At 55.6% G+C, this 12,799-nt stretch carries 11 protein-coding genes; 3 read left to right on the top strand and 8 right to left on the bottom strand.

What is annotated here, in order from left to right; translation table 11 throughout:
* Positions 1-269 precede the first annotated feature (269 nt).
* Together CDUR_RS07945 and CDUR_RS07940 are read right to left on the bottom strand one after the other, a co-directional pair.
* Complete coding sequence (locus CDUR_RS07945) at positions 270-1,481, bottom strand: glycosyltransferase (protein WP_233452921.1); 1,212 nt, start codon at positions 1,479-1,481, stop codon at positions 270-272.
* A gap of 82 nt (positions 1,482-1,563) precedes the next feature.
* Positions 1,564-2,790 (bottom strand): glycosyltransferase, encoded by a 1,227-nt coding sequence (locus CDUR_RS07940; RefSeq protein ID WP_179417790.1) that lies wholly within the window; start codon positions 2,788-2,790, stop codon positions 1,564-1,566.
* Positions 2,791-2,885: 95 nt separating this feature from the next.
* On the opposite strand from CDUR_RS07940, the gene CDUR_RS07935 reads away from it, so the two are divergent.
* The 3 genes from CDUR_RS07935 (at position 2,886) to CDUR_RS07925 (ending at position 5,996) form a co-directional block, all read left to right on the top strand.
* Positions 2,886-3,866, top strand: coding sequence for an NAD-dependent epimerase/dehydratase family protein (locus CDUR_RS07935; RefSeq protein ID WP_179417789.1), 981 nt, complete (start codon positions 2,886-2,888; stop codon positions 3,864-3,866).
* Positions 3,867-3,936: 70 nt separating this feature from the next.
* Positions 3,937-4,674, top strand: coding sequence for an MBL fold metallo-hydrolase (locus CDUR_RS07930; RefSeq protein ID WP_179419077.1), 738 nt, complete (start codon positions 3,937-3,939; stop codon positions 4,672-4,674).
* Positions 4,674-5,996, top strand: coding sequence for a F390 synthetase-related protein (locus CDUR_RS07925; protein ID WP_179417788.1), 1,323 nt, complete (start codon positions 4,674-4,676; stop codon positions 5,994-5,996). The genes CDUR_RS07930 and CDUR_RS07925 overlap by 1 nt, the downstream gene beginning before the upstream one ends.
* Here the strand turns inward: CDUR_RS07925 and CDUR_RS07920 are convergent.
* The 6 genes from CDUR_RS07920 to CDUR_RS07895 all read right to left on the bottom strand — a co-directional run bounded on the left by CDUR_RS07920 (position 5,947) and on the right by CDUR_RS07895 (position 12,790).
* Positions 5,947-6,687 (bottom strand): hypothetical protein, encoded by a 741-nt coding sequence (locus tag CDUR_RS07920; protein WP_179417787.1) that lies wholly within the window; start codon positions 6,685-6,687, stop codon positions 5,947-5,949. The genes CDUR_RS07925 and CDUR_RS07920 overlap by 50 nt on opposite strands.
* Positions 6,688-6,698: 11 nt before the next feature.
* The gene (ybiA, locus tag CDUR_RS07915; RefSeq protein ID WP_179417786.1) at positions 6,699-7,163 is read right to left on the bottom strand and encodes a riboflavin biosynthesis intermediates N-glycosidase; all 465 of its coding nucleotides are present in this window, start codon (positions 7,161-7,163) and stop codon (positions 6,699-6,701) included.
* A gap of 143 nt (positions 7,164-7,306) precedes the next feature.
* Positions 7,307-8,122, bottom strand: coding sequence for an ABC transporter ATP-binding protein (locus CDUR_RS07910; protein ID WP_179417785.1), 816 nt, complete (start codon positions 8,120-8,122; stop codon positions 7,307-7,309).
* Positions 8,119-10,110, bottom strand: a complete 1,992-nt coding sequence (locus CDUR_RS07905) for a dipeptide/oligopeptide/nickel ABC transporter permease/ATP-binding protein (RefSeq protein WP_179417784.1) — start codon at positions 10,108-10,110, stop codon at positions 8,119-8,121. Before CDUR_RS07905 ends, CDUR_RS07910 begins: the two co-directional genes overlap by 4 nt.
* On the bottom strand, positions 10,110-11,072 hold the full coding sequence (locus tag CDUR_RS07900; RefSeq protein ID WP_179417783.1) for an ABC transporter permease: 963 nt from the start codon (positions 11,070-11,072) through the stop codon (positions 10,110-10,112). The genes CDUR_RS07905 and CDUR_RS07900 overlap by 1 nt, the downstream gene beginning before the upstream one ends.
* Before the next feature lie 107 nt (positions 11,073-11,179).
* Positions 11,180-12,790: an ABC transporter substrate-binding protein gene (locus CDUR_RS07895; RefSeq protein WP_179417782.1), complete on the bottom strand. Its 1,611-nt coding sequence runs from the start codon at positions 12,788-12,790 to the stop codon at positions 11,180-11,182.
* Between the last annotated feature and the right edge of the window lie 9 nt (positions 12,791-12,799).

Below are 12,799 nucleotides of genomic sequence, written 5' to 3'. Positions count from 1 at the left end.
TTATCGGAATAATGGCCAGCAGTCGACGACCACGTCAGCGGCGGTAATTCTAAATACTGGGGTGCGTGCAGAGTAAGCTCTTGAACACCGTTAGTGCAAACGTTTTGCGTAGAAAAAGGTCTACCGCCAGGTACGGAAACACGCCAATTCCGTACCTGGCAGTGGACCTACATGACAAGCACGTAAAGTGTGCTTATCTCCAAGTCGAAAAACACCCGATTTTCGTGCTTGAGCATAAGCACACTTCGCACCTATGGCGGTTTCCAGTTTCACCGCAGACTTTCGTAAATCCTCAGCAACTGTTCGGTGAACGGGGACTGCACCGTCTGGGCTTGGGAGCTCAGCATGTGCGAGCTCATTGCAGAAACTTGGCTGGGATTTTCAAGCAGGTAGCGTATCGCCTCCGCAATGTTGTTGGCAGATGGTTTGTTTGTCAGCAGTCCACCGTCGTCTGGGATGACTTCACCAAGATCGGCATCGCAGTACACCACTGGCGTACCAGCTGCAGTGGCTTCCAGGAGCGTCATGGGCTGGTTGTCAAAGTCATAGGAGCTGAGCACAAAAATGTGGTGGTCGCGCATGGCTTCCACAACGGTGCTTTGCGGTACGCCTCCGTGCAGATGTACGCGGTCTCCTAGACGGTGGTGCTTGATGTATCGGCGTACAGAAGGAAGATTCGGGCCGTCGCCGTACATGTCCACGGTCACCGAGTCAGGAAGTTGTTTCATGGCTTTCAAAAACACCAGTGGACGTTTCTCGTTGGACATGCGTGAGCACCACAGGATGCGTAAATCTTCACTGGGGCTGTAATGCCGGGGCGAGGAGGTGTGAAGTTTGTCCACAAGCGAAGGATCCAAGCCGTTGGACAGGACTGTCAGGGGTTTGGTTACGCCCTGATCCTGGAGTTTTTGCGCAAAGTGGTGGGAAGGGACGATGACATGTTGGGCATGGTTTGCTTGGCTGACCATCACGCGCCACATGCGTCGGGCGAGGCGAGTGCGAGTGTAGGATGCTTGTTCAAGGCTGATGGACGAGCGTGGCACAAAATGTTTGTGCATCCACGCCAGCCATATGCTGGAGACGTGGGGCATTGGTAGGACGTCGCGCACATAGGCGTCGATACGCGTGTGCATGGATTGCACCAGCGGAATGTTGAAGATTTCGCTGGCCCGTACGCCGGCGAAGGCGGCACCCATTTCGCTATGAACGTGGATTATGTCGATGTCACCGAGTTTTTCGATGCTGGATACCCCTGCGTTGATGACCTTGCGAGGTGGCCAACAGAAAGGGTACCCGTCTGGTTTGATGACGCTGCTGGTGGGTAGGCGAACCACGGTGGGGTCATCACTGGGTTCGTGAAGCGGACAGAAAACCGTAACCGTGTGTCCAGCTGCTTCCAGGGTGTCCTTCTGCGCCTTGATTGAGGTTTGAACACCACCCAGTGTTGGCAGGTAGTAATCAGTGAACACGGCTATATGCATGAACCGCACTATACCGTGCATGAGGGAACCGCCGCGTACAAAAAGAGCGAAGTTCTGTGGTGTTTGGATATCGACGTCCCAGTTAGTTACGGAGTGCTTTTATGGCTTCGGAGTACACCGTCAGTAACTGGTCGGTGTACTGGTGTTGCATGGTGGTGCCTCGCGCGGCGATCATGCGTTCACTCATCTCCGAAATGCAATCGGGATGGTTGAGAATGTTGCGTAGAGTGGCTGCGATGTCATGCGCGTCAGGGCTGGTGGTGAGTATCCCGCCGCCGTCAGGAACGGTTTCACTGAGATCTGGATCGCAGTAGAGGATAGGTGTGCCTGCTGCGATAGCTTCCAAAAACACCATGGGTTGGTTATCAAAATCGAAGGAGGTGGACACAAACACATGGTGGTTGCGCATTGCCTCCAATACCGCGTTTTGTGGGACGCTGCCATGCAAGTGGACACGCTGCTCCAGCCCGTGGCGGCGAATAAAACGTCGCACTGATGATAGTGCTGGACCCGTGCCATACATGTCGGCGATCACTGTTGGGGGAAGCTGGCAGATTGCCTCTAAGAACGCGAGTGGCCTTTTCTCTTGGGATACCCGCGCGCACCACATCACGCGCAGTGGTTCTCCGGCTGAGCGTGTGCGTGGTGCAGAGGGTGGAAGTTGGTCCAGAACCGCTGGTTCCAGCCCGTTGGACAGCACCGTGAGTGGTTTGATCACACCTTGGTCGTGGAGTTTGCGGGCAAAGTGGTGCGAGGGAACGATGACATGTTGCGCCTGATTCGCCTGGTTGACTAGCAGACGCCACATGCGCCGAGCGAGGCGGGTGCGTGTGTAATGCGCTGGTGTAAGGGGAATATCAGCGAGGGCAATAGAACGTCGATGGAGTGAGGCCAGAATGAATGTGCTGACTGAAGGCAAGGGTAAAACGTTTTTTGTGTACACATCAACGCGACCATGCATGGTTTGTACGATTGGAATTCTTAGTGACTGCCCAGCGTGGATGCCGCCGATTGCGGCTGCCATTTCACTGTGAATGTGAATAATATCCACGTCGCCTAGCTCACGTATGTGGGAAATGGACGCGTCAATAACTGCGTCTGGTGACCAGGCGAAAGGATAGTTGTCCGGTTTGAAACGTGTGCTCGTGGGGAGGCGCACAATGCTCGGATCGGTGCTGGTCTGGTGCAGTGGACAGAAAATAGTGACTTTGTGCCCAGCCTTTTCAAGGGTGTCTTTTTGCGCCTTGATGGAGGTTTGAACCCCACCCAAGGTAGGCAGATAGTAGTCAGTAAACACCGCGATGTGCATGATCAGCACTATACCGTGAAGGCTGTGGGGAGGGTCGTGGTTTTGCTAGGGTGAATGAAAGTGTGATGTTAGGTGCGAGGATATAGAAAGCGGACATGGCAACAATACTGATCACGGGAGCCACTGGTTTTCTGGGTAAATATGTTGTGGATGAGTTTCTGCGGCATGGCTACCAAGTTGTTGCTCACGGCAGGAACGCCACGCGGCTTATGCAGCTACATGACCAGGGGATACAGACGCTGCAGGGTGATCTGCAAGAGCTGTCGCATCTGACGATACGTGTCGACGCCGTGGTACATGCCGCCGCATTATCCACCATCTGGGGTCCGTGGCAGCGGTTTTATCGCAACAATGTTGAGGGTACTCGTCATGTAGTTCAGTTTTGTCAGGCAAATAGTATCCCGCGTCTTGTGTTTATTTCATCTCCGAGTATTTATACAATGCCAAAAGACCGGCTGGGTATTCGCGAAGATGATGTTGATGAACGCAACATGCTCACCAACTATATTCGCAGCAAAATTATGGCCGAAGCCGTAGTCCGGGAAGCAAGTGAATCGGGTATAAGCGCAGTGATTTTGCGACCACGCGGTATTGTTGGAGTGGGGGATACCAGCATTGTTCCGCGATTATTGGAGGCAAACCGGACAATGGGAATCCCGCTATTTCGGGGCGGGCACAATGTTGTGGATCTCACCTGCGTTGAAAACGTTGCCTTGGCTATACGGTTGGCGGTGGAGGCGGATGCCAGCGCCATTACTACCGGCGTCTACAACATTACAAATAAAACTCCACGCAGTCTCATCTCCATTCTTGAACAGCTTTTTTCCGGGCTATCCACAACACCGCACTATCGGAATCGATATTTCTGGATCGTGTACGCTGTTGCCGCCGCTGTGGAATGCCTATACAAAGTGCTGCGCATTGATAAAGAACCCATGATTACGCGGTACACGGTATGCACGCTGGGGTGTTCACAAACCCTTGATGTGAGTGCCGCCACACGCGATTTAGGCTACGAGCCGATAATGAGCCTTGACGAAGGGATAGCGCGCTATGTCGCTTCACTCACCAATTAACGACGCCGCGTCCACACCACACGGCATCACAAAGATACGCTATTACCAGTGCGGATATTGTGTGAATGAGATGTCACACATCTACAAGGGGTACCCGAAAGAAAAACGAATTTTTCCGGCCGGGGTGTTTCTCTTGGAACATGCTACCGAGGGGAGAATCCTGTTTGATACAGGGTATTCCCGCGATATTTTCACAGCTGGTTGGCGCAGTAAGCTCTACAAGGCACTGAATCCAGCGACGGTGACGGCTGAAGATGAGCTGCCTGCACAGCTGGAAAAAGATGGCATCGCGCCGGAGAGCATCAACTACGTTATTCTGTCCCATTTACACCCCGATCACATCGGTGGGGTGAAATTCTTTCCGCAGAGCACGTTCGTGCTATCGCAGGAAAGTTACGATGTATTCCGCACGCCAAAGCTTGCCGACCTCGTGTTTCCTTCTTTTTTGCCCAACTGGTTTGCAGAGAAAGTCCACGTTGTTGATAGCCACCGTATGCTGCTTGATACGAATACCGGGGTCGAAGGACATGACTTCTTTGGTGACGGGAGCCTTCTGCTTACAGGACTAAACGGACATGCACGCGGCCAGGTTGGTGCTTATCTTCCTGGGCAGTTGCTGCTGGCTGCTGATGCATCGTGGGGGACTGATCTGATCGATTACACCGATTCGATGCGCTTTCCAGCGCGGTTGATCCAGGCCGACTATGGCGAATACAAACGAACGGTGGGTCGTGTGAAGCATCTGCGTGAGATGAATATTGACGTCTACTTCAGCCACGAGCGATACTCAGTGAAAGACATTCTGTAATGAGCGGAGTTCGGCAGAAACTGCTGGTAGCCGTTTCTTTTGCGCAGAATCGGTGGTTACACAGGCTCCATACGCGTGCTGCTGTTGAGCGCTTTCAGGCGCGCCATGTGAAAAAGCACGGCGCTTTTCTGCGTCAGCATTCCCCGTATTTTCGTGATCGTCCGCTTATCCGCAGTGTGGAAGACCTGGAGCAGTACCCACTAATGGATAAGGCGATGATGATGGCGGAGTTTAACGCATTAAATACCCGCAATCTGGATCGAGACACTGCCTTGGATATTGCCATCCAGTCGGAGAAAACTCGTGACTTCCAGCCGATGTATAACGGGGTATCGGTGGGGTTATCGTCAGGAACAAGCGGACATCGTGGGCTTTTTGCTATCAGCGACGAGGAACGCTACGCCTGGGCCGGTGCCGTGCTGGCCCGCTTTTTGCCTAAGGGCCGGCTGCGCGGACATCGCATCGCCTTTTTCTTGCGGGCGAACAACAACTTGTATGAGACTGTGAAGTCTAGGTTTATTACCTTCCAGTATTTTGACACCTACCGACCCATGGCGGAGCATATTGATGCGCTGCGTGATTACCAGCCAACCGTGCTGGTGGCACCACCCTCGGTGTTGAATGTTCTTGCCAGTGCTGTGGAGTCGGGTGAGCTTGTGCTTAAGCCGGATAAAATTGTTGCGGTGGCGGAAGTGCTCACGGTGTTTGATCAGCATCGTTTCAAAGAAGTTTTCGGGCACGACATTATTTTTCAGGCGTATCAGTGTACGGAAGGCTTTTTGGCCTACACCTGCTCTCGCGGGTCACTGCACCTGAATGAAGACATTGTGTATTTTGAGAAGGACTTTCTTGATGATTGCCGTTTTGTTCCGATCCTCACGGATTTTCGGCGCAGAACACAGCCGATTGTTCGCTACCGGCTCAACGATGTCCTAGTGCTCGCTGATAAGCCCTGTACCTGTGGCAACGCAACAACGGTAATTGAGCGTATTGAGGGGCGCGAGGATGATATCTTCCTTTTCCCTAATGTGACCGGTGGTCAGGTCACCGTCTTCTCTGACATGATTGAGCGTTGTCTATTGTATTGCGATGGCGTGACGGATTATCGAGTTGTGCAGGTCGCTGCAGATAAGGTCACCGTCTATGTCGATCCGGCAAACACGTGCATTCACGATGCGATTACCCACGAGTTTACGTCGTTAAGCTCTAAGCTGGGTTTTGTCATACCGGAGATGAATTTCCAGCCGTACGCGGTCGAACCCAGTGTCAAACTTAAACGTGTGGAGCGGCGGTGGTCGCCACGTCAGCAGCCCCTGCAATAAAGACTGCCGGACGTACACGCGCGGATTTTATGCCTCGGGTGGTTTTACCCAGGCGTTGCCGTACTTGACCGTGCAGAACCGTGCCGGAGATGACCGCAGCGTCGATAAGCTCCTCGCCAGGGAAGAGGGTAAAGGTCCAGGATTCGCGGAGTTCACAGTCGGGCATGGTAGTGCCGCATTGCAAGGTGAGGGCTTTCCAGAGTTGCAGGGTCATGAGTTTGCGGGTGTCATATCCACACACGGTGAATCGCTCGACGGAGGCGGCAACTATGGCATCATAGCTTCCCAACGCCAGCCCGGCTTCGGATGTGATGGTGACAAACAAGCTCCATGACGCACCGTCAGCGCAGTGATTGCGTGTAATTCCGATGCGTTCGTCACTGAATTCTGGTTGCGTGACTTCGGGCTGGTCGCGGCGAATGTTGCGGGGCAGGGGCGGGCGGACGTCGAAAAGCTGCGGATTGGGTACCAGCAGTGGTCCGAAAGTGGCGGTGTCGGCGAAGCGGGCATCCCTAAACAGCGCTGTTAGTTCCTGCGTTGCAGCTGCGGCTGCTTCCCATGCAGATGCATCAAAAGCGCTGGTGAGATAGTCGGCCGTGGGGAGTGGAACTCCAGCGGATGTGAGGGAGCTAGCTACCGACGGCGCGAGCCATCCCGAGTGCCGCAGGTGGTCCGGCAGTTGGTTGCTCATACCTTACGAGGCTACCGGGTGCCGTCTGCGTGGGTCAGTTCGCCGCGCACCCGCATGAGGATCACGCCGAGGCGATTTTTCCCAGAACCGTCGCCGCCATCTGCCCAGTAGGAATCTTTGGTGGTGTGTTCGATGAGGATTGCATTTCCGGTAGCGATGAGTTCCGCAGCAATGTCAGGGTTTTGGGTGAACTTTGCCAACACGGCATCGTACATGATGCGTTCTTTCACCGATTCCCAGTCTTTGCACAGTGGTTTCTTGCGGTCCCAGCCCGCGCGGGCGGCGAGCATGGGGGAGGCGAGCCGTCGGATGTTCTTCTGGATTGTTGCGTCGTTGAACTTCATGGCCTGGAAATAGTGTTCAGATGTTGGCCACGTGGTGCCGTCAAGTTCGAAGCTGTAGGCAGCGAAGTTGGACATGTAGCCGTAGTCGTCGTTGGTGCTGTAGAAACGGATTTCGTGGGGGTGGGTGTCCATATCCCCTAAAGATAGCAAATGTGATGTGCGGTTGCTGGGTGCGTATTGACGCCCCGTATCCCGTGCCCCTCATGCAACTGCGGGCCGGAGTGCCTCAGTGTGAGACTTCCGGCCCGCAAGGGAATCTGACTGCCGTGGTTCTTCTACAGCAGCGACGGTGTTGCCGCCAGCAGGGTACGGGTGTACTCCTGCTCGGCATGGTTGAAGATGTTGTCGGTGGTGTTTTGTTCGATTATCTCACCGCTGAGCATCACGCAGATGCGGTCGGAGACGTACCGCACGGTGTTGATGTCGTGGGAGATGAACACCAAGCCCAAACCGAACTCTTTCTTCAGGTCAAGCAGCAGGTTCAGTACCTGTGCGCGCACTGACACGTCTAGCGCGGAGGTTGGTTCGTCCGCGATGATCAGGTCCGGTTCCAGCGCCAATGCGCGAGCGATGGCGACGCGCTGGCGCTGACCGCCGGAGATTTGCCGGGGGAGTACGTCAAGAGCCGATTGCGGCAAACCCACAAGACTGACCAGCTCGCGGACTCGTTTTTCCCTGGATGCATGATCCCCAACGCCGTGGACCTTCAACGGGTCAAGCAGCTGATCATGCACAGACATGCGGGGGTTCAGTGAGGTTGCTGGATCCTGGAACACCACGGACACGGATTGCCCGAGTTGCTTGCGTTGCGCCCCGCGCGGTTTAAGGGGAACACCTTTGAACAGGATCTTCCCTGAGGTGAGCGGCTGCAGGCCAACCATGACGCGGGCCAAGGTGGATTTACCACAGCCGGATTCGCCCACCAGCCCCACAACCTCGTCACGTCGGGCAACAAAGTTGATGTTTTTGTTGGCGTGAACAGTATCGGGTCGGAAAAGTTTTCCTGTACGGGTTTTGTGGACGACGTTTCCGTCAACAACTTCGATGATCGGCGTGGTCACCGGGGTGGTCACCGGGGTGGTCTCAGTCATGATTGTTCTCCAGATTCTCCGAGTACGCTGAGCAGTTCATCAGTGACAGCGTAGGAGTGGGTTGTTCCGGGGATGGCGCGCATGTGTGGCTTTTCGTGCAGGCCAATAGTGGGATAGCTGGAGCGCGGTGCAAAGCGGTCGCCGTCCACAAATTCGCGCGGTGAAGGCACGGTTCCAGGGACTTGGTAGAGGCGATCCACACCAGCCTCGATGGAGAGCACCGAGCCGAGAAGGCCCCGGGTGTATTCGTGTCGGGGGTCGGTGAGTATTTCACGCGTGGTACCTTGCTCCACCACCTGACCCGCGTACATGACGGTGATTTTGTGTGCCAGGCGGCCGACGAGTGCCAAGTCGTGGGACACAAAGATCATGGCAAAACCGAGTTTCTCGCGCAGGTCGTTGAGCAGCTGCACAACTTGGTGCTGCACGGTCACGTCGAGAGCAGTGGTGGGTTCGTCGGCGATGAGCAGCCGCGGATTGCGGGTCAGCGCCATGGCGATGAGCACGCGTTGACGCTGGCCGCCGGATAGCTCATGCGGGTAGGACTGCAGGGTACGTTCTGGATCCAAGCCCACCAGTTCCAGCAGTTCCTCGGCGGTTCGTTTGCCGCCACGTTTGGTCAGCTGCTTCATCTGGGTGCGGATCAGCATGGACGGGTTGAGGGCGCTGAGTGCATCTTGGTAGATCATGGCAATCTCATGGCCGCGCAGTGCGTTGTGTTCTTGCGGGCTGAGCTCCAGCAGGTTCTTGCCGTTGTAGATGATCTCGCCGCTGAGTTTCGCGGTCTTGGGGAGCAGGCCCATGATGGCCATGGCGGTAATAGACTTACCACACCCGGATTCGCCCACCAGGCCCATGGTTTCCCCGGCGCGAACGGTGAAGTTGACGTTATCAACAATCTTCACGTCGCCGTGGGAGTTGGGGAATTGGATGGAGAAGTTGCGGACCTCAATGAGGTTGTCGTCGGCACCGTCGAACACAAGGCGTCGGTCGTTGTTCTTCTCGGCTTCGGCCAGTGCTGACAGGGATTCGTTGAGTGATGCTGCTGCTTCTTCGGCACTGGTCTGGCCGAGGGTGTTGGCTTCGGCGACCACTTCGCTATCAGGTTTCGACGCCGCGGCAGGCTTCACCGCTGGTGCTGCGAGGGCGTCGGTAAGCCCCTCCGCAAGGATGTTCAACGCCAGCACTGTGAGCAGAATCATCAGGCCGGGGAAGAACGTGGGCCACCATGCACCGGTGAGCAGGAGCTGTTTGCCGTCGGCGAGGATGTTGCCCCACGAGGGATTCGGGGGTTTCACACCAGCGTTGATGAAGGACAGGGAGGCTTCGAATACCACGGCATCGGCAACCAGAACCGTGGCGAACACGGCGATCGGGGCGATGCAGTTGCGGGCCACATGTTTGAGCAGGATGTGTGCGGTAGAGGCACCCAGCACGCGGGAGGCGGAGACGTAGTCTTCACCGAAGGCGGCAATGACGTTGGCGCGGACTACACGGGATAGCTGCGGCACGTAGAGGAAGCCGATGGCGAAGACCAGCACGGGAAGGGAGTTGCCAAAAACAGCAACAAATACGGCGGCCAAGGCGATGCCTGGGAAGGACATGATGATGTCCAGCACACGCATCAGCACCTCAGACACTGCCTTGCCAGCTGTAGCGGCAATGGACCCCAATACTGAGGCTGCGACCAGCGCTGCAGCCGTGGCGCACAAGCCGATCACCAGCGACGACCGTGCACCGTAGGCCACACGGGAGAAAATATCGCGCCCAATAGCATCGGTACCAAACCAATGATCACCACTTGGAGGTTTCACCGGCGGACCTGAAGCCAAGGGGGAATAGTTGGTCAGCAGCGGGGCCATCACTGCCACAGCTACGACCAATAGAAGGAAGGTCACCGCGATTTTGGACGGTGTTGGAAGGTTCTTCAGATTACTGAAACGGCCACCAGCTTTGTTTTCAAGCTTGGTTGTCAGGTTGCTTCTCATCAAATGCTCCTGATCCTCGGATTGACCAGGACATAGAGCATGTCCACGGCAATGTTAATGATGATGAAGGCAATGGCCACCGTCAGGGTCACACCCTGCACAAGGTATACGTCGTTACGCGTGACGCCATCCAAAATAAGCTGGCCCATCGCCTGAATGTTAAAGATGATCTCAATAATGACGGCGCCACCCATCAAGTAACCCACGCGCAAACCCAACACCGTGATCGGTGTGATCAGCGCGTTACGCAGCACATTTCGGGCAACAACCTCTGATTTCGGAATGCCAGCACCAATGGCGGTGCGCACATAGTCCTTATCCAACTCTTCGACCATTGACGTACGCACCACGCGGGCTAGCGAACCGGCAACAGGAATAGCTAACGCCAAGGCGGGCAAGAAAACGTTATTCAGATATACCGCAGGGTCCTCACTGAAAGGTGTCCACCGGACAACAGCAGGGAAGATACCCCAGCCACCTGGAATCGTGCCCAGCCACTGGATCAGCAAAATAGCCAACCAGAATGAGGGGGTAGCCAATGCCGCGATCGAAAAAATACGAATAACCTGGTCGGGCCACTGGTCGCGATACAACGCCGCAACCACGCCCAACACCAAGGCGACTGTCACAGCAATCAACAAACCAATAAACGTCAATTGTAACGTGATCGGGAAAGCTTTCCGCACTACATCCGTCACAGCTGAGTTACCGGCGGTGGTGCCAAGATCACCGTGGAGCATGTTCCACAGGAAATTGCCGTAACGGATCAGGAGTGGATCGTTAAGACCGTTTGCTTCGCGGTAGGCTTCCAATGCTTCCGGGGACGCCGTTTCACCCAGTGCCAAGCGTGCCGGATCAGCTGGGCTGAACGACATGATAAAAAACACCAGGAAAGTGACACCCAGAATCATGATCGGCAACGCGACGAGGCGCCTACCAATAAGCCGAAGAAGATTAGACATGACAACTTTTCTTTCATAGGGAAATATTGAACCCGGCGCAGTCACAAACAAGAAATGTGTGTGGCCGCGCCGGGCAAGTAGCGGTGCGGACCCGCTAGATGTGGTTGTTACTTGGTGGATCCGACGTCCAGGAACCGAAGGCCGGTGACGCTGATCGGCTTGAAATCAACGAGCGTGCTGCCGTCCCATGCGGTGGGTGTCTTGCGGTGGAAGAGCGGGTACAGCGGAACCGTCTCTGAGATGAGGTCGAATAGCTTGTCCCATGTTTCCTGCGCTTCGGTGTCAGAAGCGGCTTGGATGCCCTGGTCAAGGAGTTCTTGAACCTGCTTGTAGGAGTCACTTCCTTTCCAGTGCATGCGGGTGTCGGTCCAGGTGTCACCGGAGTACCACCAGCGCATCAGCAGGTCGGGGTCTTTGCCGAATACGGATGGGTCGCCGGGGGCGATGACAACGTCGTAGGCTTCCGGTTTGCCGTCGATGGTGTTGTACACGTCGGAGGACTTGGCCTGGGAGAACTCCACCTTGATGCCAATGTCTGACAGCGATTCTTGGATGAGCGGTGTGCACTGGCGAACCCAGTCGTGGTCGGTGCACAGGAGTCGGAAGCTGGTGAGGCCGGTTTCACCGAAGAGTTCTTTGGCCTTGTCGGCGTCGTGTGTGTATACCGTGCTGGCCTTGTTGTAGTTCGGGTGGCTTTCCTGCAGGAAGGAGGTGACTGCGCTGGCCTGCCCACTCATGCCTGTTTCGATGACGCGATCCATGTTGATGGCGTATAGGAATGCTTGGCGGTTCTTCACGTTCGAGAAGGGGTTACCAGCGTCGTTGTTGAACATGGCGAAGAGCAGACCGAAGCCCTGCTCTGATTCTACGTTGCCAGTGGCCTTGAGCTGTTCGATGTTGAGGTAGGGCACCGAGTCGATGGCCTGCGTGGACTTGGACTGGAGTGAGTTGATGCGGGTGGAGGCATCGGGAATGATCTGCCAGTTCATCTTGGCGGCCAGAGCAGGGCGGCTGCCGTTGTAGTCATCGAAACGCTCAAACTTGATCACCTTGGAGGAACCACCATTGTCGGTGAGCTTGTACGGGCCGGTGCCTACAGGCTTGGAATCGAATCCCTTGGCATCGGCTTCCACCACGGACTTAGGCACGATCTTGACCACAGCGAGGCGTTCGGCGAATACGCCGGTGGGGTACTCGGTTTCCACGGTGACGGTGGTGTCGTCTTTCTTGGTTACGCCTTTCACGAAGGGGATGAAGGAGGCGTACAAGGATTTATTGTCCTTGTTGAGCACGCGTTCGAAGGAGTAGACAACATCGTCCGCAGTGATGGGATCACCGTTGTGGAACTTCGCTCCGTCACGGAGTTTGATGTCCACCGAGGTGCTGTCACCTTTGGGAAGTTCCGAGGCGAGAGCAGCATAGACATCGCCTGTCGCGGGGTCTAGTTCTGTCAGTCCCTCGAAGACGTGCCAGTTCACCGACACGGTGAGGGCCGCAGTTGTGGTCATCGGATCATAGCCGTTGGTTCCAAGTTCGTAGGAGATTGCGGCGTCGATAGTGCCATCTTTGTTGATGGGTCCGGCGCTGGAGGAACCAGAACCGGAACCGTTGGAGGAGCTGCTTGGCGCGCAAGCACTGATGGTTGCGGTAAGACCGGCGGCAGCGCTCAGGGTTCCGGCAATGCGGAGGAAGCTGCGGCGTGTGAAGGTCTTGCTCATCGTGGTCCT

It is taken from the genome of Corynebacterium durum, assembly GCF_030408675.1.
Lineage (GTDB): Bacteria > Actinomycetota > Actinomycetes > Mycobacteriales > Mycobacteriaceae > Corynebacterium > Corynebacterium durum.
This window is presented reverse-complemented; position numbering and strand designations above follow the sequence as displayed.